Source organism: Kaistella chaponensis (assembly GCF_900156725.1).
GTDB lineage: Bacteria > Bacteroidota > Bacteroidia > Flavobacteriales > Weeksellaceae > Kaistella > Kaistella chaponensis.
Genome location: NZ_FTOI01000003.1, coordinates 20,319 through 42,051, shown reverse-complemented (window position 1 = coordinate 42,051; position 21,733 = coordinate 20,319). Strand labels below are relative to the sequence as shown.

At 35.2% G+C, this 21,733-nt stretch carries 21 protein-coding genes; 15 read left to right on the top strand and 6 right to left on the bottom strand.

The features are described 5' to 3' along the window. Positions 1 to 58 precede the first annotated feature (58 nt). The 7 genes from BW932_RS03870 (at position 59) to BW932_RS03840 (ending at position 10,993) form a co-directional block, all read left to right on the top strand. Positions 59 to 1,723, top strand: a complete 1,665-nt coding sequence (locus tag BW932_RS03870) for a peptide MFS transporter (protein ID WP_076385569.1) — start codon at positions 59 to 61, stop codon at positions 1,721 to 1,723. Between the two features lie 136 nt (positions 1,724 to 1,859). Continuing rightward, positions 1,860 to 3,608, top strand: a complete 1,749-nt coding sequence (locus BW932_RS03865) for a peptide MFS transporter (RefSeq protein ID WP_076385567.1) — start codon at positions 1,860 to 1,862, stop codon at positions 3,606 to 3,608. A gap of 87 nt (positions 3,609 to 3,695) precedes the next feature. Further along, positions 3,696 to 5,207 carry a peptide MFS transporter gene (locus BW932_RS03860; RefSeq protein WP_076385565.1) on the top strand — a complete coding sequence of 504 codons (1,512 nt, stop codon included), beginning with the start codon at positions 3,696 to 3,698 and terminating at the stop codon, positions 5,205 to 5,207. Between the two features lie 37 nt (positions 5,208 to 5,244). After that, on the top strand, positions 5,245 to 5,778 hold the full coding sequence (locus BW932_RS03855) for a thioredoxin family protein (protein ID WP_076385994.1): 534 nt from the start codon (positions 5,245 to 5,247) through the stop codon (positions 5,776 to 5,778). A 106-nt stretch (positions 5,779 to 5,884) separates the two neighbouring features. Beyond that, a complete protein-coding gene (gene recG / locus BW932_RS03850; protein WP_076385563.1) occupies positions 5,885 to 7,975 on the top strand; it encodes an ATP-dependent DNA helicase RecG in 2,091 nt (696 codons plus the stop codon). Positions 7,976 to 8,318: 343 nt separating this feature from the next. Further along, complete coding sequence (locus BW932_RS03845) at positions 8,319 to 10,754, top strand: DUF5686 family protein (RefSeq protein WP_076385561.1); 2,436 nt, start codon at positions 8,319 to 8,321, stop codon at positions 10,752 to 10,754. A 2-nt stretch (positions 10,755 to 10,756) separates the two neighbouring features. Next, positions 10,757 to 10,993, top strand: coding sequence for a hypothetical protein (locus BW932_RS03840; RefSeq protein ID WP_076385559.1), 237 nt, complete (start codon positions 10,757 to 10,759; stop codon positions 10,991 to 10,993). Here BW932_RS03840 and folP read toward each other — a convergent pair. Then, positions 10,990 to 11,844 (bottom strand): dihydropteroate synthase, encoded by an 855-nt coding sequence (folP, locus tag BW932_RS03835; protein WP_076385557.1) that lies wholly within the window; start codon positions 11,842 to 11,844, stop codon positions 10,990 to 10,992. The genes BW932_RS03840 and folP overlap by 4 nt on opposite strands. Before the next feature lie 95 nt (positions 11,845 to 11,939). Between folP and BW932_RS03830 the strand changes: the two genes are divergently transcribed. From BW932_RS03830 to tpiA, 4 genes are read left to right on the top strand one after another with little or no spacing between them, the layout of a single operon-like run. Further along, the gene (locus tag BW932_RS03830) at positions 11,940 to 12,506 is read left to right on the top strand and encodes a DUF1599 domain-containing protein (protein ID WP_076385555.1); all 567 of its coding nucleotides are present in this window, start codon (positions 11,940 to 11,942) and stop codon (positions 12,504 to 12,506) included. Positions 12,507 to 12,510: 4 nt separating this feature from the next. Further along, the gene (locus tag BW932_RS03825) at positions 12,511 to 13,590 is read left to right on the top strand and encodes a BT_3928 family protein (RefSeq protein WP_076385553.1); all 1,080 of its coding nucleotides are present in this window, start codon (positions 12,511 to 12,513) and stop codon (positions 13,588 to 13,590) included. Positions 13,591 to 13,635: 45 nt separating this feature from the next. Next, positions 13,636 to 13,986, top strand: a complete 351-nt coding sequence (locus tag BW932_RS03820; protein WP_076385551.1) for a tellurite resistance TerB family protein — start codon at positions 13,636 to 13,638, stop codon at positions 13,984 to 13,986. Between the two features lie 43 nt (positions 13,987 to 14,029). Further along, complete coding sequence (gene tpiA / locus BW932_RS03815) at positions 14,030 to 14,788, top strand: triose-phosphate isomerase (RefSeq protein ID WP_076385549.1); 759 nt, start codon at positions 14,030 to 14,032, stop codon at positions 14,786 to 14,788. Between the two features lie 131 nt (positions 14,789 to 14,919). Here the strand turns inward: tpiA and clpP are convergent, their stop codons facing one another. The 4 genes from clpP to dnaG all read right to left on the bottom strand — a co-directional run bounded on the left by clpP (position 14,920) and on the right by dnaG (position 18,155). Continuing rightward, positions 14,920 to 15,597 carry an ATP-dependent Clp endopeptidase proteolytic subunit ClpP gene (gene clpP / locus BW932_RS03810; RefSeq protein WP_076385547.1) on the bottom strand — a complete coding sequence of 226 codons (678 nt, stop codon included), beginning with the start codon at positions 15,595 to 15,597 and terminating at the stop codon, positions 14,920 to 14,922. Positions 15,598 to 15,666: 69 nt separating this feature from the next. After that, entirely contained in the window at positions 15,667 to 15,963 is a 297-nt protein-coding gene (locus BW932_RS03805) for a type II toxin-antitoxin system RelE/ParE family toxin (protein ID WP_076385546.1), read from the bottom strand. Beyond that, complete coding sequence (locus tag BW932_RS03800) at positions 15,960 to 16,175, bottom strand: hypothetical protein (RefSeq protein WP_076385544.1); 216 nt, start codon at positions 16,173 to 16,175, stop codon at positions 15,960 to 15,962. The genes BW932_RS03805 and BW932_RS03800 overlap by 4 nt, the downstream gene beginning before the upstream one ends. 54 nt (positions 16,176 to 16,229) lie before the next feature. Next, complete coding sequence (dnaG, locus tag BW932_RS03795; RefSeq protein ID WP_076385542.1) at positions 16,230 to 18,155, bottom strand: DNA primase; 1,926 nt, start codon at positions 18,153 to 18,155, stop codon at positions 16,230 to 16,232. A 98-nt stretch (positions 18,156 to 18,253) separates the two neighbouring features. Here dnaG and tsaE point away from each other — a divergent pair, with 98 nt between their 5' ends. From tsaE to BW932_RS03775, 4 genes are all read left to right on the top strand, one after another. Then, positions 18,254 to 18,661 (top strand): tRNA (adenosine(37)-N6)-threonylcarbamoyltransferase complex ATPase subunit type 1 TsaE, encoded by a 408-nt coding sequence (gene tsaE / locus BW932_RS03790; RefSeq protein WP_076385541.1) that lies wholly within the window; start codon positions 18,254 to 18,256, stop codon positions 18,659 to 18,661. 101 nt (positions 18,662 to 18,762) lie between these two features. Further along, on the top strand, positions 18,763 to 19,956 hold the full coding sequence (locus BW932_RS03785; protein ID WP_076385539.1) for an alanine dehydrogenase: 1,194 nt from the start codon (positions 18,763 to 18,765) through the stop codon (positions 19,954 to 19,956). Beyond that, positions 19,957 to 20,328, top strand: a complete 372-nt coding sequence (locus BW932_RS03780; protein ID WP_076385537.1) for a hypothetical protein — start codon at positions 19,957 to 19,959, stop codon at positions 20,326 to 20,328. A gap of 33 nt (positions 20,329 to 20,361) precedes the next feature. Further along, complete coding sequence (locus tag BW932_RS03775) at positions 20,362 to 21,204, top strand: prephenate dehydrogenase (RefSeq protein ID WP_076385535.1); 843 nt, start codon at positions 20,362 to 20,364, stop codon at positions 21,202 to 21,204. A 215-nt stretch (positions 21,205 to 21,419) separates the two neighbouring features. Here BW932_RS03775 and BW932_RS14435 read toward each other — a convergent pair whose 3' ends face one another. After that, complete coding sequence (locus tag BW932_RS14435; RefSeq protein WP_262493344.1) at positions 21,420 to 21,554, bottom strand: hypothetical protein; 135 nt, start codon at positions 21,552 to 21,554, stop codon at positions 21,420 to 21,422. Positions 21,555 to 21,733: the final 179 nt, after the last annotated feature.

Here is a 21,733-nt window from a genome sequence, read left to right as displayed (position 1 = left end):
AAAGTTATAAAAATTTTTAATTCAATTAAAAATCCTATTTTTGAGAAAATTAAAATTTATGGAAAAATCGACCAGCAAACATCCGAAAGGATTGCCATATCTATTTTTTACGGAAATGTGGGAACGTTTCGGATACTATTTAATATTGGGGATTTTTGTTTTATATCTCATCGAACCACAAGGAATTGGCGGCGGATTGGGAATTACTGATAAAAATGCCGATGATATTTTCGGAACTTACATTGCCTTAACTTATTTAACACCTTTTATTGGTGGATTTTTGGCAGACCGCGTTTTGGGGTACATCAAATCGATTTATCTGGGTGGAATTTTAATGGCTGCAGGTTATATCGGAATGGGAATTTTCAAAGACATGACTTTGTTTTACAGTTCTTTAGCTTTAATAATTATTGGTAATGGCTTTTTTAAACCCACTATTTCAACGCTTTTAGGAAATCTTTATAGCGAAGAACCGTATAAAGAAAACAAGGATTCGGGTTACAATATTTTCTATATGGGAATTAATATTGGAGCCTTCATTTGTAATATTATCGCCGCTTTTATGCGAAATAAATTTGGTTGGGGTGAAGCATTTATCACGGCCGGAGTTGGAATGTTATTAGGTTTAATCATTTTCAGCATTGGGATGAAACATTACCGACACGCTGCAATCATGAAACCAAGCCAGGAAGGCGATACCAAACTTTCTGAAATATTATTAAAGGTTTTCGTTCCGGCAATCATCGCAGGAGTAATTGGTTGGTTCATTCCCGGAAATTTAATTGGAAGCGATTCTACAGATGCCTTTATTTTCGCTACAATTCCTGTGATTTATTTCTATGTTTCTCTTTATTTTAAGGCAAAACCAGAAGAAAAACCTTCGATTGGTGCCTTGCTTTCGATTTTTTTAATTTCTATGTTTTTCTGGGCAGTTTTCAAACAAAACGGAACTGCATTGACGAGATGGGCAAATTATTACACAGACAGAAGCGTTTCGCCAGCTTTAGAAAAACCGTTGGAATCCATTTATATGGTCGAAGGTTTATCCTACGAAAACAAAGAGGTTCCGGTTTATGATGATCAGTTTCGGGCACAAAAAAATGAGAATAAAGAAACCATCAAAACGCAAGGAAAAGACGTCTATTTCACTAATTTAAAGCCGGAAAACAGGGCAAAATTAGAAGCAACACCGAATAGCAAATTATTCCTCTACAACACCGAACTTTTCCAATCCATCAATCCATTTTGGGTGATTGTGTTAACGCCCGTAATCGTGGGTGTTTGGATGCTTTTACGAAGCAGAAGAAAAGAACCTTCTACTCCTTCAAAAATTGTTTTAGGACTGTTTATTTCCGCAATTTCTTGTCTTGTTATGGTTTTAGCAGTTCAGGCCGGACAAAACGGAGCGATCAAAGTTTCACCGTTGTGGTTGGTTGCAAGTTATGGAGTGATCACCATTGGCGAACTTTGTCTTTCACCGATGGGACTTTCATTCGTTTCCAAATTATCGCCGCCAAGAATTACCGCATTGATGATGGGTGGATTTTTCTTAGCAAATTCTGTGGGAAATAAATTATCCGGAATTCTTGCAAGTACTTGGTACAACTACGAAAGCAAAACCAATTATTTTCTTGTAAATTTTGCGTTGCTTATTTTCGCTACCTTAATTGGATTATCAATGTTGAAAAGACTGAACCGAATTATGAAGGAAAAAGGTCACTAAAAAGTGATTCAAATATTTAAACCTAAAAATCGCAGAACTATTCTGCGATTTTTTTGCTTGTAACTCTGAAAAATGTTGCCAAAAACACAAAAAAAACTATATTTGCTAATCTTAACAAATAATTAACACGATCAATATGGATGAGCTAGAAGCAGTAAACTCAACTAACGAACTTTCAAACGAACCAAAGGCAAAACACCCGAAAGGTTTATGGGTATTGTTCGGTACAGAAATGTGGGAACGTTTCAATTTTTATGGAATGCGCGCTTTATTGACGCTTTTTATGGTGAACTCTCTTCTAATGAAAGAAGGAGATGTGACCATTATTTACGGTGGATTTTTGGCACTTTGTTATTTAACTCCAATGTTGGGAGGTTTTATTGCAGACCGCTTCTTAGGAAACAGATATTGTATTATTGTCGGAGGAACATTGATGGCAATCGGACAATTCTTAATGTTTATGAGTGCTTCTACCTTCGATTCTAATTTGAGTTCGGCACAAATGCTGATGTGGGTTGCATTAGGAGTAATTATTTTCGGTAATGGATTCTTCAAACCGAATATTTCTTCCATGGTTGGAAGTCTTTATCCAAAACAGGAAAAATCAAAATTAGATTCTGCGTTTACCATTTTTTACATGGGAATCAACTTAGGCGCTTTTCTAGGTCAGTTTATTTGTCCATTTTTAGGAGATGTAAAAGATGCAGGTGGAATGCGAGATATTCACGCTTTCAAATGGGGCTTTTTAGCGGCTTCAATCGCGATGGTAATCGGAACACTTACTTTTGTTTTACTTAAAAATAAATATGTAGTAACACCGGAAGGAAGACCAATCGGTGGATTACCTAGTCAAAATACAGCAGATGATTTTGAAGAAGGAGAATCGCAAACCGCGAATTTCTCTGGAAAATCAATCGGAATTGCAGTGTCTGTTTTCGTTTTAACGTTCTTCGGTTTCCAATATTTATTTGTTGATAAAATCGGATTCGGATCTGTAGGTATGGGAGAATTTGTGAAAGCAGTTATTTATCCATTCATTTATTCAATGGGACTTGCTTTGGCTTATTTAATTATGTCTGCAACAGAAAATAAAGTTGAAAGAGATCGGATTTGGGTGATTTATATCGTATCCTTTTTCATCATTTTCTTTTGGGCTGCTTTCGAACAGGCAGGTTCATCACTAACATTTATCGCAGACAACCAAACAGACAGACATATTTTTGGGTGGAATATGCCACCTTCAATGGTTCAGATTTTTAATGGTTTGTTTATCGTGGTTTTGGCCGTTCCTTTCAGTATGCTTTGGGATAAATTAAGAGCCAACAAAAAAGAACCAGTATCTCCTTTGAAACAAGCAATTGGACTTGGTTTGATCGCTTTGAGTTATTTAATCATTGCTTACAACGTGAAAGATTTAGGAAACTCTGGTCTTCTTGCCGTAAAATGGTTGATCTTATTGTATTTAATTCAGACAATGGGAGAACTTTGTTTGTCTCCAATTGGATTATCTTTGGTAGGTAAATTAGCGCCAAAAAGATTTGCTTCCTTATTATTCGGTGTATTTTTTATCGCGAATGCAGCAGGTTATGCCTTATCAGGAACTTTAGGTTCTATTTTGCCTGCAACAGGAGATAAATACTTAAAAGCGAAAGAATTAGGCATCAATCTTCAGGATGTTTTGGATAAAAAAGTGACTTTAACTGCAGAACAATTGTCTCTTTTGAATAAAGAGCAAATTTCAACGGTTTACAATAGTTTTGTTGGATTTGAAATTCACAATCTCTTTGAATTCTTCATGGTGTTTGTAATCCTTTGTGGAATTGCAGGTGCAATCTTAGCGATGATATCTCCTATTTTGAAAAAAATGATGCACGGTGTAAATTAATCTGCATTACTTTAATATATTCTAAAACCATCGATTTATTCGATGGTTTTTTATATTTTCGTTAGGCTAAAATAAAAGACAATTACAATGAACCTTACGCTCGAACAAATACAAGATTTCAAAGGAAAATATCCACGTCAGATCTGGTCTCTTTTCTTTTCCGAAATGTGGGAAAGATTCTGCTTCTACGGAATGCGCGGAATGCTCGTTTTCTTTATGATTTCCCAATTAAAATTTAATGAAGTCGATGCAAATTTGCAGTATGGAGCTACACAAGCTTTTGTTTATGCCTTCACTTTTGTCGGCGGAATTTTTGCTGATAAAATCTTAGGTTTCAGAAAATCCTTGTTTTGGGGTGGTTTATTAATGATTGTCGGAAGCATGATTTTAGCGACAAATCCACACGATTATTTTTTCCTCGGAATTTCATTTACCGTTGTAGGAACAGGATTCTTTAAGCCAAATATTTCTACAATGGTTGGTAAACTCTATAAAAATGGAGACAACAGAACCGATGCAGGATTTTCCCTTTTCTATGCCGGAATTAATTTAGGAGCGCTTTTAGGCGGTTATTTCTGTGTAGCAATTGGGAAAGGCGAAATGTTTTCGAACTTGATTCCAGAAGATAAAAGATGGAATGTAGCATTCGGTTTAGCTGCAGTGGTGATGGTAATCAGCTTGGTTAATTTTATTTTTACCCAAAGAAGATTAGGACCAATCGGTTTACAACCGATGCAAATTTTGAAAAACGGTCAAGAAGTCGCCATCGCAAAATGGAAAGAATACGGAGTTTATGTATTGTCTCTGATTTTCGTTCCGTTGATCATGATCATGGTTGCAAAACCAGAATACACCGATTATTTCATGTACACAGTGGGACCATTGACGTTGATCTACTTATTTTATGAAATGTCTTTGGTCGATAAAATCGAAAGAAATAAATTATTTGCTGCTTTGGTTTTCATCATCTTCTCTATTGTTTTTTGGGGAATTTATGAGCAAAGTGGTGGTTCATTAAGTATTTTCGCCGCACACAATTTGAATCAGGATTTATTAGGTTTAGATCCAAATGGAGTGAATAATTCCGGAGGAGCTTTCTTCATTTTATTGGTCGCAATTCCCATCGGTTTACTTTGGATTTGGCTAAATAAAAAGAAATTAGAACCCAATACAATCATCAAATTTGGTTTAGGATTTATATTTTTAGGACTAGGATTTTACGCAATTTTCGCTACAAAATTTTTCGCAAATGCAGCCGGCGTAACCTCTTTAAGTATTTTCACCGTTGCATTATTTATTATTACTTTGGGAGAAATGTGCATTTCTCCGATCGGACTTTCTATCATGACGAAACTTTCTACCCAAAAATTACAGGGAATGATGATGGGAATGTGGTTTTTAGCTTCAGCTTACGGACAATATGTTGCAGGACTTATTGGTGCAAATATGGCTACAGCAAGAGAAGATGCTTCCAATATTGAAAAATTAACCACCTATACTTCAGGTTATAAAGATTTAGGATTGTACGCTGTAATTGCAGGGATTGTTTTAATTGTAATTTCACCTTTGGTCAAAAAATTAATGCATGAAGTTCGTTAAGCTCTAATTTGGTATGAATTTAGTAATCAAACACGCAATGAAAAAAATAACGCTCTTACTTTCGCTTTTAATTACTGTTTTGGGTTTTGCACAAGTCAATTGGATGACATTGGAACAAGCTGTGAATGCACAAAAAACAACTCCAAAGAAAATCATGATCGATTTTTATGCTGATTGGTGCGCTCCGTGCAAAATCATGGAAAAAAACACCTATAATCACCCAGTAATTGCAAAATATCTGAATGAAAATTATTATCCAGTTAAATTTAATGCAGAAGGAAAAGAAAGCATCGAGTTGTTTGGTCGAACCTTCAATAATGTTGGTTTTAAAGAGGGAAAAACTAAAAATTCGCTTCATGAATTAACCAAATACATGAACGTAAATGCAATTCCGAGCATCGTTTTTCTGGATGAAAAAAGCAATCCTATTACTATTTTACAAGGCGCATTGACAGCAAAAGAACTCGAACCTTATATTCCGTTTATTGCAAACGACGAGTACAAAAAAATAGATACCCGAGAAAAGTGGGAGAATTATCAGAAAAAATTCAAATCAAATATTAAAGATTAAACAATCAATTATAGCGATTAAAACACAAGACTTTCAATTAAATTTTGGAAGTCTTTTTATTTTGACGAAATTCGCCCTTAACAAAAAACAATCTTTTATTTAAATATTGACTTTAGAAACTTCCATAGAATTCTTAAAAGGAATCGGTCCTGAACGCGCAAAATTCATTAAAAATGTTTTGGGATTCACCGTGGTGGAAGATTTCCTCACCTTTTACCCTTTGCGTTATATCGACAAAAGTAAAATTTACAAAATTGCTGATGTAAAGGAAGAACCCGACGCTGAAATTCAGCTCAAAGGAAAAATCACCGATATTCAGGAAGTGGGTTACGGGAAAGGTCAAAAGAGAATGACTGCGAAATTCCGCGATGAAACCGGAATGCTGGAATTGGTGTGGTTTCGGTATTCAAAATGGATGAAAGACCAACTACCACTCCATCAGGAAATTTTTATTTTTGGAAAAATCAACCACTTCAATGGAAATTTTTCAATGCCACACCCTGAAATTGAAATCGATGAGAAGAAAGCACTTTCTGGAACACTTTTACCGGTATATCCTGGAAGCGAAAAACTAGCAAAAAGAGGTTTAAACAATAAATTTTTCCAAACAGTTTTAACCGATATCCTTCGCAATCTTCCCAGTCTCATTCAAGAAAATCTCCCGGAAAATTTGAGAACTCAATTTAGTTTGATTGGAAGAATACATGCTTTTTACCACATTCATTTTCCTAAAGATCTGGATCATTTTGAACATGCAAACCGACGACTCAAATTTGAAGAAGCCTATTTTTTTCAATTAGGTTATGGCTTGAAAAAGCAGCATCACAAAGCTTCGGTGATAGGAAATCCTTTCCCAAAAATCGGGGAAAATTTCAAAAATTTTTACGATTTTGTTTTGCCTTTTGAATTAACAAATGCGCAGAAAAAAGTCTTAAAAGAAATTCGCACCGACCTGAAAAAACCCATTCAAATGAATCGACTTTTACAAGGTGATGTGGGTTCAGGAAAAACAATGGTTGCGCTACTTTCTATGTTGATTGCACTGGACAATGGTTTTCAAAGTTGTATCATGGCGCCCACAGAAATATTAGCACAACAACATTTTACAGGAATCTCAGAATTATTGGCAGAAACAAATGTTAAAGTAAAATTACTCACAGGTTCCACCAAAAAATCGGAAAGAAAAATTATTCACGAGGAATTGCGCAGTGGCGAACTTTCAATTTTGGTAGGAACTCATGCGGTTCTTGAAGATATCGTTCAATTCAACAATCTCGGATTGGCAATCATCGATGAACAACACCGATTTGGAGTGGCGCAACGAGCCAAATTATGGGCGAAAAACAAAATCCCTCCTCATATTCTTGTGATGACTGCAACACCAATCCCAAGAACTTTAGCGATGAGTTTTTACAGCGATCTCGACGTTTCTGTGATTGATGAAATGCCGGTCGGAAGAAAACCAATCATTACGGCACATCGGCGGGAAAAAGACCGATTAACTGTTTTTCGTTTTGCAAAAGAGGAAATCGAAAAAGGGCGACAGGTTTATTTTGTTTACCCTTTAATAGAAGAATCTGAAACTTTGGATTATAAAAATCTACTCGAAAATTATGATCACATCTTAGCGTTTTTTGAAGGGAAAAATGTCACGATGTTGCACGGAAGAATGAAACCCGCCGAAAAAGAAGCAGCAATGAATTATTTTGCCTCCGGAAAATGTGAAATTATGGTGGCTACAACGGTCATTGAAGTAGGTGTAAATGTTCCGAATGCATCCGTAATGATTATAGAAAGTGCCGAAAGATTTGGTTTATCACAGCTTCATCAGCTTCGTGGCAGAGTCGGTCGCGGCGGAGAACAAAGTTACTGCATTTTGATGACCTCTGATAAATTGACGCAAGAAAGCCGAACCCGAATAAAAACCATGACCGAAACCAATGACGGATTCAAAATTTCGGAAGTAGATATGCAACTTCGTGGTCCAGGAGATATTTTGGGAACCCAACAAAGCGGTGTTGTCGATTTTAAGAAACTCGACTTAATTGCTGACGGAAAAATTATTAAAGCGGCCAAATCTGCTGTAGAATCGTTGCTGAAAAACGATCCTCATCTCCAAAACCCGGAAAATTTAGCCTTAAAAAATTATTATATCAAGCAATATAAAGGCAAAAACAAATGGAGCAGAATTTCCTAGATTTTTTTTTAGTGGATATTTTCTGTTTTTTCGTTTTTATAAATTAATTTCAATAATGCTTTGGAACTTTTGATGAAGATCAATTAAAATTTACGCAGGTTTCAATTTTTTAAACGCCATAAAACATCCATCAAAAACGACCAATTTTATTTGTTTTTGAAAAGACTGCACATGCAAATTGTAAATAATTCCTTTTTTTTGCTCTTTTTCGGTTTTTAATTAAATTTTTGGTCGGTGATTTGCAATGATCATCTTTAGAAAACGCTGTTAACTTGCGACAAATGCTCAAATAACTCGGATTCAAAAACTCAGATTTTTAAATATTTTGAATATATTTGTTTCTATGAAAAAGCTTCTCCTTATTGTCTTTTCTTTCCTATTTTTAAATATTTCCGCGCAGTCAAAAATTACTGTTTTTAGTGCTGGAAACAACTTACCAATTACCGGTGCAACTGTATCGTGCAATAATAAATTTTTAGGTACGACTAATGCGCAGGGTTTTTTACAATTTCGTACAAATTGCAAAAAGGTGAATGTAAAAGCACCAGGATTTTTCGAAGATGAAGCGGTTGTAGATAAAGTGATGGAGGTCCTTTTATCGCGATCAGATCCTAAAACCCAATCCATTCAAGGCGTTATTATTGATGATAAAAGTGATCCTTTGGCTTTAGAAATTCTACGAAAAGTAAACGATAACTACAAAATAAATTCTCCTCAAAGTTTAGATTCATACGCGTTTAAATCCTACGAAAAAATTTCTTTAGATATCGATGAAGATAGCATTAAGCATTATGATCAATTTATCAATCACCGCTTAGATTCTTTAAAAACAGTTCCGATTAAAGAACAGTCCAAGGATAAAAAGAAAGATTCTATTGAAAGTGTAAACGTGCAGAAATTAATGACTTCAAGTAAACTTTTTCTCTGGGAGAGAGCTTCGCAGTATCTCTTTTCTCAGAAATATGGCGAAAAAATAAACATTCTCGACAACAGGGTTTCTGGACTGAAACAGCCCATTTATGAAATGATCTCTTTACGCTCAAACAGAAATCAAATTCCAAGAGAAATTCGCGAAGAAAACCGAAGCCTTTATCGCTACTTTTTAACCGATTCTATCGATATTGAGGGTCGTAAAAATTATGTCATCCGCTTTCGGCAGGTTGATTACAAACAGGCTGCTAAAAAAAGGCGATTCAACGGTTATATTTATGTCGACAGCGAAACTTATGGTCTAAAAAAAATTGAAAGCAACAGTAAGAAAAAAAGTGAAGGTTCAATTACAAGTATCTGGACAAGAATCGATAACAAATGGTTCTTGCGGAAGGAGAATTTAAAAATGAAAATGGGTTCTACAGCCTTTAACACAGAAAAATCAGATCAATCAAAAGACAAAGACGACCTAAAAAAACAGAAATACGGAAACTACGTTTTTATCACTGCAGACTATTTTGATTTTAAAACACCTATTGAGGTGAATAAGAAAGACTTTTCTGGCTATACCATCGATGTAAAAAACACTGACGGAAGTACGCTTGATCAATTCCGCACCGATTCCTTAACAACGAGGGAAAAAATGACCTATAACAAAATTGATAGTGTTGGCAAAAAATACAAGTTAGACCAAAAACTAAATGTTTTTACGGGTTTAATCAAAGGTGATCTTCGAGTTGGAAATGTAGATTTTGATGGCATCCGATTCATTCAATACAATGATTATGAAGGATTAAGATTGGGAGCTGCCGCAAAACTCAACGAAAAATTCAATAAATATATTTCTCCCGATGCTTATTTCGCATACGGTATAAAAGACAAAGCCTGGAAATACGGAGCTGGAATCACTATCAAAACCACCGTGGAAAAAGTGTCCTTTTTTCGCGCAGAATATTACAATGATGTTTCTGCTGCCGGAAGATTCAATGAGATTCTCTGGAATTTTAAAAAGAGAATTATGAATTCGGGAATCGACATGTACAACAACCGTTTTTATAAATTGGAGGGTTTTAAATTATCATATCAAAACGATTTGACGAATGCTTTAACGGTAAATATTTTTACCAAAAGAGATAACGAGGAAGCTAAATTTGATTATAATTTCATGAATCTTGGGAACAAATTTCAAAATTTCGCCACCCAAATCACATTGAAATATTCCCCAAAATCAAAAAACATCATGACTCCTTCTGGAAAATTTACCTACGAAGAAAATTATCCCGAATTTTTTGCCAACTATGAACAGGGATTGAAAATACTTGGTGGCGAATTAACTTACGGCCGATTCGATGTCTTGGGACAACACAGTTTCAAAACGAAAATCGGCGTTACAGGATTTCGGGTTTACGCAGGATTACTTACGGGGAGTGCGCCGATTTGGCATCATTTCGGGATGAATGGTTTGGGAAGCAACAAAGGGGAATTAAATTTTAACTTAACTTCTTACCTCGGTTTTGCGACCATGGAAGGAGGAAAATATTACAATGACAAATTCGTAGGATTCTATTTCACCCACCGAATTCCGTGGTATTTTAAGACTTTTGGCAAGAATGTTTCTAGCTTCGATGCAGTCCTTCGAGGCGTTACAGGAGATCTAAAAAACACACAAGAACATCAATTCGATTTTCAAAAATTAGATCATCTTTATCAGGAAATTGGTTTTGAAAGCAATAACTTTTTGGGATCACCTTTCAACCTTGGATTTTTCTATAGAATTGGCTATTATGCAACACCAGTTTTTAAAGAAAATTTTGCCGTACAACTTAAACTCAATTTTTTAGGATTTTAAAAATGGAAATGATACAAATTAAAGCCTCCGCATTTTTCGATTTATTAAAGATGAAAGACACTTCGATGTGGGAAGTTTTCTCGCAAATGATTGGCGAAAAAGAAAAAGAAATTGTTTTCCTCGATGATGAGGATAAGATTTTATTCAATTATATTTTGCCCAATAATTTGGAGCAGTTAAATAAGGACCGGGAAAAATTTTCAAAAGAATATGCAGATAAATTATCCACTTTGAATTAACGGTTCAGAAAAATATTAATCGTTTTCTTCGTTTCAGCAACATCGTGAACGCGCAAAATTTTGGCACCTTTCTCTAAAACTTTTAGATGAAGTTTTTGTGTTTCTTCAATGATTTCTGTAGGTTTTTTACCCAATGGTTTATAAATAAAAGATTTTCGAGATATCCCGATCAACAGTGGGTTTTTCCCAAAATTAATGAATTCGATTTCGTTCAGAAGTTGATGTTGTTGCTCCACTGTTTTGCCAAATCCGAACCCAGGATCCAGAATAAAATCATTGATTGCAAAAGCTTCCAGTTCCAATATTTTCTCCGAAAAATATTCATTAAGATTTAAAATGATGTCACTATCAATTAATTTTTGGTGCATTGATTGGTAGGTTGGGTTCACATGCATTAAAATATACGGAAGTGCTTTTTTTCCTACGGTTTCAAACATTTTTTTGTCAAAATTTCCACCCGAAATATCATTCACGATATCAATTCCTTCTTTACAACCAAATTGTACTACCTCCGCATAAAAAGTATCCAAAGAAATGAGCGTTTCGGGAAATTGTTTTTTAATTTTTGAAATTAAACTTCCCAATCTTGAAATTTCACTTTCAGCAGACAAAAATTCTGCATTTGGTCTTGTTGATTGAGCACCGATATCAATGATTGCAGCACCGTCGGAAATCATTTTTTCTACTTGAAGGAGTGCATTTTTTTCGGAATTAAATTTTCCTCCATCTGAAAAAGAATCAGGAGTTAGATTCAGAATCCCCATAATTAACGGTGTCGATAAATCGGTGAGTTTTCCGCGGCAGTTCATTGAAAAAGAAGAATGATTTGGGGTGCGATTGATTGCGTTCATAAATGCAAATTTAATAAATAGTATGGTGATAAGTTCTGATCTCGCGCTTCCTTCTTCCCGACAAAATTCTTATCTTTGAAAAGTTTAGAAATTATATGCAGAAAACAGCGAAACAATTCGACGGAATTATCAGTATTTGTCGGGATTTATTCAGTAAAAAACTTCAGGATTATGGTGCTTCTTTTCGTGTCTTAAGAACGCCGTCTTTAACAGACCAAATTCTTATTAAAGTTAAAAGTTTGAGAAATTTTCAGATTACAAACACCTCAAAAGTGGGCGAATCTGCAGAAGAAAATCTTATCGCAATCGTAAACTACTCTATTATCGGATTAATTCAGTTAGAGAAAGGTTTTGCAGATGATTTCAACCAAGATAAAAACGAAATGCTCGAACTGTACGACAAATTTGCGCATGAAGGTAAAGAACTGATGTTGCGAAAAAACCATGATTATGGCGAAGCTTGGCGCGATATGAGAATTGCTTCGATCACCGATTTGATTTACCAAAAAGTGTTGCGCACCAAGCAAATTGAAGACAATTCGGGTGCAACCTTAGTTTCGGAAGGAATCGATGCCAATTACTTTGACATGCTGAATTACGCCGTTTTTTGTCTCATAAAAATGTCGGAAGAAGAAGAAAAATTTGAAACCAAATTAATATAAACCTATGTTTAAAAATATACTCCGAATTGTCATTGCTCTGATTTTCATCGTTTCCGGATTTGTGAAAGCAGTAGATATTGTGGGATTTTCTTTTAAAATGGAGGAATACTTTTCTCCTTCCGTTTTCAGTATTCCATTTTTAGAAAAACAAGCATTATTTCTGGCAATTATGGTGGTCGTAGTGGAACTCGTTTTAGGATTTTTATTATTGTTAAAAACGCGTCTTCAGTTAACCATTTCCCTTTTAATCGCACTATGTGTTTTCTTTGCCTTTCTCACCTTTTATTCAGCTTACTTTAATGTTGTAACAGACTGTGGTTGCTTTGGCGATGCGCTCAAACTGAAACCTTGGCAAAGTTTCTGGAAAGATCTTTTTCTACTCGTTGGTTTAGGAATTTTATTTATTCTTTACCGGAATGATCATAATGAAACAGAATCGAAATTTAAAAAATACCTTTCTGCAATTGCTTTGATAGCAATGGTTTTCGTAATCTATTGGGGAATTGCACATGAACCGCTGATCGATTTTCGACATTATAAAATTGGAACCGATCTAAATGCTGAAAAATTAAAAATTCAAAAAGACCCTTCTGAATATAAAACCTTTTATTCTTTAAAAAACGCTAAAACTGGGGAAATTTTAGCTGTCAATCAGGATGATTATGTGAATGATAAAAAATATTGGGAAGAAGGTTCGCCTTGGAAAATCGAAGAAGGAAAAACAACATCGAAAATCGTAAAACAAGGGTACGAGTCAGAAATTGCAAAATTTAAACCTGAAAGTCCGGAAGGAATGGATTTAACGGAAGAAATATTAAAAGCCCCAAAAGCGGTTCTTATTTTTTCTTATCACCCAGAAAATGTGGATCCAGTTTTATTGGCAAAAACAGAAGCAAAAGTAAAGGAAATAAAAGAGGCTGTAATTTTCGGAGTTTCTACGAATCCAGCCACGTTTAGAACCATTAAAAATGCAATGATGGACGGAACTGCAATTAAAACAATTGCGAGAAGTAACCCATTTGTCTTAACTTTGCAAAACGGAAAAATCATCGATAAAAGGTCTACTGAAGATTATTTAAAATAGCTTAAAGACCTTATAATAATTAAAAAAGATAAATTAAAATTAGATATGCAAAAATCAAATAAATCAATTGCAGGTTACCATCTTTTAATGATACTTTCGTCTGTTGACGGAGAATTTGCGCCAGAAGAAGGTCTTAAATTACAGGAATATTTAGCAGATGAGTTTCCCTTCAAAATCAATTTAGACGATGAACTCGATGTGATTGCCAATTTACAACCAGAAGAATGGAAAGATCATTTCGAATTTCACGCAAAATGTTTTCTAGAAGATTCCACCGAAAACGAAAGAAAAGACTTCGTGAAATTTGCGAAATCATTGATCAAAGCTGATGATAAAGTAAGCGATCAAGAACATGATTATTATATGATCTTAAAGAACCAATGGAGCCTGAATTAATTCAAAAATCAAAACCATCAATTCTAATCTTAGACTAAAAATTATGAGAAAAAACATCGTAGCAGGAAACTGGAAAATGAACAAAAACGTAATTGAAGCACAACAATTAATGTTTCAATTATTAGAATATAAAAAAAATAATACGTCCAATTGTGAAATCTGGATCGCTCCCCCATCTTTGTACTTGATGATGGCAAAAGATCTATATGAAAACAATGAAATTGGCGTTTTTTCGCAAGACATGAGCGAACATGAAAGCGGCGCTTATACGGGCGAAATTTCTGCAGATATGTTAGAATCCATTGATGCAGATGGTGCATTAATTGGACATTCTGAAAGAAGACAATATCACGGAGAAACCGATTCTCACTGCAATAGAAAAATAAAATTGGCTTTAGACAAAGGTTTAATTCCTGTTTATTGTAATGGTGAAACTTTGGAACAAAGAAAAGCTGGTCAACATTTAGAAGTCGTGAAAAACCAGACAGAAGTTGCCCTTTTTACCCTTTCAGCAGAAGAAATTAAAAAAGTGGTCATTGCTTACGAACCAGTTTGGGCGATTGGAACTGGCGAAACAGCAAGTCCAGAACAGGCTCAAGAAATTCACGCCCATATTAGAAATACCATTGCAAATAAATACGGCAAAGAAGTTGCCGATGAAATTTCGATTTTATATGGTGGTTCTGTAAAACCTGAAAATGCAAAAGAAATCTTCTCTCAACCCGATATTGATGGAGGTTTGATTGGAGGCGCTGCTTTGAAAATTGCAGATTTTGCTCAAATTATTGAAGGATTTAATTAAGGCGAAAATTTGGCAATGAGCTAATTTGATCATAAAAAAGGGATACCATGAAAACGGTATCCCTTCTTTTTTAAAATCATTAATAAACTGCTACTTCTCAAATGAACCCATCATCGAATTAGCAGATTCATTTATTTTTTTCTTTGTAAAACTTCATCTACCATTCCAAAATCTTTGGCTTCGGTGGAAGTCATCCAATAATCTCTGTCAGAAGCTTTTTCAACCCATTCGTAAGATTGGCCTGAATGTTCAGAAATAATGTCATAAAGCTCTTTTTTAAGCTTTAACATTTCTCTCAAGTTAATTTCCATATCGCTCGCAACTCCTTGTGCACCACCAGAAGGTTGATGAATCATCACTCGCGAATGTTTCAAAGCGGAACGTTTTCCTTTTTCACCAGCAACCAAAAGAACAGCTCCCATAGAAGCCGCGATTCCGGTACAAATTGTCGCCACATCTGGTTTGATGATTTGCATCGTGTCATAAATTCCCAAACCTGCATAAACACTTCCTCCTGGAGAATTGATGTAAATTTGTATATCCTTTGACGCGTCAGAACTTTCCAAGAAAAGCAACTGTGCCGTCACGATATTTGCAACCTGATCATCAATTCCTGTTCCTAGAAAAATAATTCTGTCCATCATTAATCGGGAAAAAACATCCATTTGGGTCACATTTAAACGTCTTTCTTCCATAATATAAGGAGTAAGATTGGTTGGTCCGTACATTCCCATATATTGATCCGTTGCCAATCCGCTGTTTCCCATGTGTTTTACAGAGAAATCTCTGAAGTCTTTTTTTATATCCATTGTAATTTTTTGTTTATTTCTTTCTAAAATTTCTCAAAAATTATTCCTAATTCAAAATTAGACAAAGTGTCAGTATTTTTTTGGTTTTTTTTTCGCATGAAATAGGGCATCAAAATAAATCGTTTTAGAATTTTCATCAACCCAATAAAAAACAATATACGGAAATCTTGATAAAGGAACTTTTCTTAAATTTTCTTTTTCAGAATTTCCTTCGAAATAAAAGGGATTTTCTGAAATTAAATTGAGGTAATATTCTAACTCTTCCATAAATTCTACCCCTAGATTTTCTCTTTTTTCTTCATACCAAAAGAAAGCATCTTCTAACTCTTCTGAAGCAACCGAAAGAAATTGTATTGTAAAACTCAACCTAAAATTCTTTTTTTAAGATTTTGCCAAGATTCTGTAGGTATTTTTCCATTTTCAAAATCCTTTTTTCTTTTTAAGGCTTCATCCCACATTTCATCTGTAACTTCTGTTTCTTCAATAAGAATTTTTGCCACTTCTTCTTTTTCCTTAGAATTGAGGTTTTTTATAATTCCTAAAAGTTGTTGAAAAGGCAGTTCTTTTGAAATATCCATTCTATTATTTTTATCAAATTTATAAAATTTTTATTGAAACGATTTTTATTCATATTATAAAACCCGAAACAATTTCTCGTCGAGTTCCTTTCTCAATTGGTTTAGATTAATGATTTTTTTATAGGTTTCATCATTATTTTCAGTTGCAGAGAGTTCATTTTTCATCATATTGATAATTTTCATCACAAATTCTCTTTTGTGCCGAAAGATTACATCCTGAACAATTTTCGGAACTACTTCTTCTTCCGTACTGAAAAAAATTTGATGTTTTCCCCAATCACTGTTTTCGTGGGGATTCAACAAAGCATCGGCAATCTTTCCTGAAATATTTTCGTCCATCAAAGTCATGAAAAAATTCCCCGATCGAAGTTCGTTTTCAGTAATTCCCTGCTTTATTTCTTCAACTATTTTTCTGTTGATTTCGGACTGAATTTCATAATCGTCTTCCTGAAAATGACCGATTATTTCTTCGATGACTGTGATTTGATATTGATTGCTTTCCTCATCTTGCCTGTCTAAAACGAGGTCACCGTACTTTAGCATGAGTTCTACCAATTTTTCCTCTAAAATTAATAGAGGATCAATATTTTGCGAAAATTCAACCACTTTTTCAAGCTTGGGTTGAATCTGGGTTTCCTGTCTTTGTTGCGGAGAAACATGCTGTTTCTGCAGCTGTTTCTGAACATTCAACTCATTAAAAAGTGACTGTTCCGAAAGTCCGAATTTATTAGAAACTTCCTTCAAATAAACTTCCTGTTTCAACGCATTTTGAACAAAAGCTACCGATTTTACGATGTCGCGAATTGCTTCTGCTTTTCGAATAGGATCACTTCCTGCGTCTTTCAGTAAGATTTCAGCTTTAAAATCGATGAAATCCTTCGCTTCATTTTTAATAAATTTTTCTACATAATCCTGCGGATGCTTTCTGGAAAAAGAATCCGGATCATCACCATCAGGAAAGAGCAAAACCCGAATATTCATCGACTCCGAAAGCAGCATATCGATGCTTCGGAAACTGGCTTTAATTCCAGCTGCATCACCATCAAAAAGAATGGTTACGTTTTCGGTAAGCCGTTTGATGAGTTTAATCTGTTCCACGGTCAAAGCAGTACCGGAACTTGAAACTACATGTTCAATTCCGCTTTGGTGAAGCGCGATTACATCCATATAACCTTCTACCAAAAGGCAAAGATTATTTTTAGAAATCGCTTGTTTTCCCTGATTTAAGCCATAAAGAACTTGGGATTTATGATAAATTTCCGTCTCCGGAGAATTTAAATATTTCGCAGTTTTTACATTATTTTTTAGAATTCTGGCTCCAAAACCTAAAACTCTTCCCGAAAAACTGTGAATCGGAAAAATTACTCTTTCCCGAAAGCGGTCAATTCCATTCGGGGAGTTTTCGGGGAAGATGGAGAGTCCAGATTTTTCCAGAATTTCTTTGGAGTATCCCTTTTCTAAAGCGAATTCTGTAAAAGAATTTTTCTGTTCTGGCGAATAACCCAGCTGAAACTTCCGGATAATTTCATCGCGCAATTCTCTTTCTTTAAAGTAAGAATAGGCAATGGTTTTTCCTTCATCCGTGTTAAACATCTGTTCCTGAAAAAAATCATTCGCAACCTCGTGAATTTTGTAAAGCAGTTCCTTGTCGGTTTGCGATTGTTTCTGTTCCGGGGTTTGTTGGCGAAGATCTTCTTCAATTTCGATTCCGTATTTTTTCGCGGCATGCCGAAGTGCTTCCGGATACGTAAAACTCTCGATTTCCATCAGAAAAGAAATCGCTGTACCTCCTTTTCCACTCGAGAAATCTTTCCAGATCTGTTTGCTCGGCGAGACGATAAAACTTGGCGATTTTTCATCATGAAAAGGGCTCAAACCTTTAAAGTTAGACCCTGCTCTTTTCAGTTGCACATATTCACCGATGATTTCTTCTACTCGAATCGTAGAAAATATTTTATCAATCGTTTGCTTGGAAATCATTTGGTAAAAATACAAAAAAGTTTGGTTGTCGGTGGGTGGTTCTTGGTTCTATGGTTCTAATTTTTTGTTATAAATTTGAAAAAATATTCAGAATAAACATGCAAAGTAAAATCAATAAAGTTGAAGATTGGCAAACCATCATTGATGAAATTCTGCCCCAATTTCAACATCCTATCTTACTACTAAAGGGAAATCTCGGAGCAGGAAAAACTACTTTTACGCAACATCTTTTAAGAAATTTAGGGAGTACAGATGAAGTATCCTCTCCTACTTATGCGATTGTCAACGAATATGATTCTCCGAAGGGGATTATTTTCCATTTCGATTTATACCGAATGAAAAGCATCGATGAAGTTTATGACATCGGGATCGAAGAATATCTAGACAACAGTTTTCTATGCATTATCGAATGGCCAGAAATCTATGAAAAGGAACTTGCAGATTTTCCACACCACGAATTAAAAATCGAGGTTGGTGGTGAGGATCGGATCATCAATTTCAGATAATTTAAAGTAATTAATACTGAAATGATTGTATCTTTGTACCTTTATTTTAGTCTGTATAATCAATTAAACTCCCTGTAATGGCAGGTAATAATTTATAAATAATGAGCAGTACGAATATTTTCACTCCTTTTTCTGAACAGGAATTAATGCCACAAGAAGAAAAACTGGAAATTGTAAAAAAAGGCAAACAATTTAGCATCGGAGTTCCGAAAGAAACATGTCTCAATGAGCGCCGAACTTGCCTAACTCCCGATGCGGTGCAAGTTTTGGTTTCGCACGGGCACGAAGTAATTGTAGAAACTGGTGCCGGTGAAGGTTCATTTTATACCGATTTGCAATATTCCGAATCTGGTGCAAAAATCACTTACGATCCGAAAGAAGCTTTTGGGCAGGATTTGGTTCTAAAAATAAATCCACCAACGACCGACGAGATCGAGTTTTTGAAACCTTGCACGTATTTGGTTTCTGCCCTACAAATTAATTTACGCGACAAAGAATATTTCAAAAAATTATCTGAAAAGAAAGTCAATGCAATCGCTTTTGAATTTATTGTCGATGAATACAAACAACTTTCATTGGTACGATTGATTGGCGAAATTGCAGGAAATATTTCTGTGCTTTATGCAGCCGAACTTTTAGCCCTTTCAAACGGTTTAATGTTGGGTGGAATTACAGGAGTTCGACCAACCGAAGTGGTTATTTTAGGAGCCGGAATTGTAGGTGAATTTGCCACTAAAGCAGCGATTGGTTTAGGAGCAAGCGTAAAAGTTTTTGATAATTCCCTTTCCAAACTTCGTCGCCTACACATGATGGTAGATGGAAGAGTTCCTACTTCAATCATCGATCCGAAAGAATTGGGGAAATGTTTGAAAAGAGCTGATGTCGTAATCGGTGCGCTTTCTAAAATAAGTTTAGCACCAATTGTTACGGAAGAAATGGTGTCGAAAATGAAAAAAGGCAGCGTCATTATTGATGTAACCATCGACAACGGAAAAGTGATTGAAACTTCAGAACTGACCGATATGGAAAATCCGTATATCATCAAACATGGTGTAATTCACTGCGGTTTACCCAATCTAACGTCTAAAATGCCGAGAACAACCACCAAAGCAATTTCTAATTTCTTCTTAAGTTATCTCTTAAATTACGATGAAGAGGGAGGTTTCGACAACATGTTGGTTCGCAAAAACGAAATGAAACATACCCTGTATATGTACAAAGGTCGCCACACCAAAAAGATCATCTGCGATCGGTTTGATCTTACTTACCACGACATCAACCTTTTAATTTTCTAAATGAGGAAGCTCAAATTTTTCTTTATCGGATTGGTTCCCGGATTACTTTTGGTATTTTTTATTCTCAACAAAAAAGGCGCAAGTTGCAGTGGTTATCTTCCGAATTCGCGGGTAATTGCAGAAACACTTTCTAAAAAAATGGTTTATTCTCCTGCTTTTTCGCAAGAAATGGAAGTTGAAAAAATAGACGAAAAATTTTTGAAAGACAGCATCATCAAAAACGCAACAATTGATTTTGACCGAAGTCAAGCGCAAAAAAAACCTTGCCCAGAATACGTGTTGCTTTATCCTGAAAAAAATCCACGGTACGAAGTACATTTCCAAAAATGTAAAGATGAAGCCACGTTTAATACTTTAAAAAAATTGAGATAAATTCTCATTTACTTTTCCTATACATTTATTTAAATGAAAATCACACTCATTGGTGTCGGATTAATTGGGGGCTCTATGGCGCTCAAATTAAAAGCAAAAGGTTTTGCTTCCTATATTTATGGGGTTGACCAAAATCTTAAACATTTAGAAGAAGCAAAAGAATTAGGAATTATCGACGAAATAGCGACTTTAGAAGTGGCCGTTTCAAATTCTGATCTTATTATCATTGCAATTCCGGTGGATGCGACGCGCAAAATGATATCGAAGGTTTTGGATTTAGCAGAACCTGGCAAAACCTTTATGGACGTAGGTTCCACCAAAGAAGGAATTGTAACTATCATCGATAACCATCCCAACAGAAGTCGCTTTGTAGCATTTCATCCGATGTGGGGAACAGAAAATTCTGGACCAGAATCTGCAACTGGAGAAAGTTTTGCAGGAAAAGCAGGGGTTATTTGCGACCGTGAAAACTCTGCAGATGATGCTTTAAAAATGGTTGAGATGGTAGCAGAAAATCTAGAAATGCACCTCATTTACATGAAAGCTGCAGATCACGATATTCACACTGCTTATATTTCTCATATTTCGCATATCACTTCTTACGCCCTTGCAAACACGGTTTTGGAAAAGGAAAGAGAAGAAGACACCATTTTTCAGTTGGCGAGTTCGGGTTTTTCGAGCACGGTTCGTTTGGCGAAATCTCATCCGGAAATGTGGGTTCCCATTTTTAAACAAAACAAAGAAAATGTGTTGGATGTTTTGAATGAACACATCTCGCAACTTCGAAAATTCAAATCCGCTTTGGAAAAAGACAATGATGAATTATTAGAAGAACTGATTAGAAATGCCAATAAAATAAGAGGAATTCTTCGGTAAGACTTGCGCGTTTTCTTTTTCGAGTTGTACAGAAAACGGTTGAAGCTTTAGAAGAAAAATGAGGGTGTACTATTTTTCATTTGTTGTTGAGTTGCTCAAATTCAGAAAACATTATTTCACGAAATTCGTATAATTATTTGCATTTTATTATCTATTTAATAAACATTAAGGTAAATAAATAGATTATCAATTTTAGAAATGAATAAACAATATTGTTATAACATTTCTGCGACCTGCGATACCATTTCTGCGACCTGCGATACCATTTCTGCAACCTGCGATACCGTCTCTGATACCTGATATGCCATTTCTGCAACCTGATATGCCATTTCTGCGACTTGAGATGCCATTTCAGAACCAAGGGATGTCATTTCAGAACCAAGGGATGCCATTTCAGTGTCCTCGGATGCCATTTCATCAACTACGGGATCGACTTCTAGAACTGAGGAAGCGTTTTTACACTAATCATCTTTTCCCGAAAGAAATATTTTTTAGAACAAAAAAGAGCCTTTTAATTTGAAACGATGTT

Excerpts from the sequence above, each read along its gene's own strand:
- BW932_RS03870 (WP_076385569.1), top strand. The coding sequence starts at position 59 with ATGGAAAAATCGACCAGCAAACATCCGAAAGGATTGCCATATCTATTT.
- BW932_RS03865 (WP_076385567.1), top strand. The coding sequence starts at position 1,860 with ATGGATGAGCTAGAAGCAGTAAACTCAACTAACGAACTTTCAAACGAA.
- BW932_RS03860 (WP_076385565.1), top strand. The coding sequence starts at position 3,696 with ATGAACCTTACGCTCGAACAAATACAAGATTTCAAAGGAAAATATCCA.
- BW932_RS03855 (WP_076385994.1), top strand. The coding sequence starts at position 5,245 with ATGAAAAAAATAACGCTCTTACTTTCGCTTTTAATTACTGTTTTGGGT.
- BW932_RS03845 (WP_076385561.1), top strand. The coding sequence starts at position 8,319 with ATGAAAAAGCTTCTCCTTATTGTCTTTTCTTTCCTATTTTTAAATATT.
- BW932_RS03840 (WP_076385559.1), top strand. The coding sequence starts at position 10,757 with ATGGAAATGATACAAATTAAAGCCTCCGCATTTTTCGATTTATTAAAG.
- folP (WP_076385557.1), bottom strand. The coding sequence starts at position 11,844 with ATGAACGCAATCAATCGCACCCCAAATCATTCTTCTTTTTCAATGAAC.
- BW932_RS03830 (WP_076385555.1), top strand. The coding sequence starts at position 11,940 with ATGCAGAAAACAGCGAAACAATTCGACGGAATTATCAGTATTTGTCGG.
- BW932_RS03825 (WP_076385553.1), top strand. The coding sequence starts at position 12,511 with ATGTTTAAAAATATACTCCGAATTGTCATTGCTCTGATTTTCATCGTT.
- BW932_RS03820 (WP_076385551.1), top strand. The coding sequence starts at position 13,636 with ATGCAAAAATCAAATAAATCAATTGCAGGTTACCATCTTTTAATGATA.
- tpiA (WP_076385549.1), top strand. The coding sequence starts at position 14,030 with ATGAGAAAAAACATCGTAGCAGGAAACTGGAAAATGAACAAAAACGTA.
- clpP (WP_076385547.1), bottom strand. The coding sequence starts at position 15,597 with ATGGATATAAAAAAAGACTTCAGAGATTTCTCTGTAAAACACATGGGA.
- BW932_RS03800 (WP_076385544.1), bottom strand. The coding sequence starts at position 16,175 with ATGGATATTTCAAAAGAACTGCCTTTTCAACAACTTTTAGGAATTATA.
- dnaG (WP_076385542.1), bottom strand. The coding sequence starts at position 18,155 with ATGATTTCCAAGCAAACGATTGATAAAATATTTTCTACGATTCGAGTA.
- tsaE (WP_076385541.1), top strand. The coding sequence starts at position 18,254 with ATGCAAAGTAAAATCAATAAAGTTGAAGATTGGCAAACCATCATTGAT.
- BW932_RS03785 (WP_076385539.1), top strand. The coding sequence starts at position 18,763 with ATGAGCAGTACGAATATTTTCACTCCTTTTTCTGAACAGGAATTAATG.
- BW932_RS03780 (WP_076385537.1), top strand. The coding sequence starts at position 19,957 with ATGAGGAAGCTCAAATTTTTCTTTATCGGATTGGTTCCCGGATTACTT.
- BW932_RS03775 (WP_076385535.1), top strand. The coding sequence starts at position 20,362 with ATGAAAATCACACTCATTGGTGTCGGATTAATTGGGGGCTCTATGGCG.
- BW932_RS14435 (WP_262493344.1), bottom strand. The coding sequence starts at position 21,554 with ATGGCATCTCAAGTCGCAGAAATGGCATATCAGGTTGCAGAAATGGCA.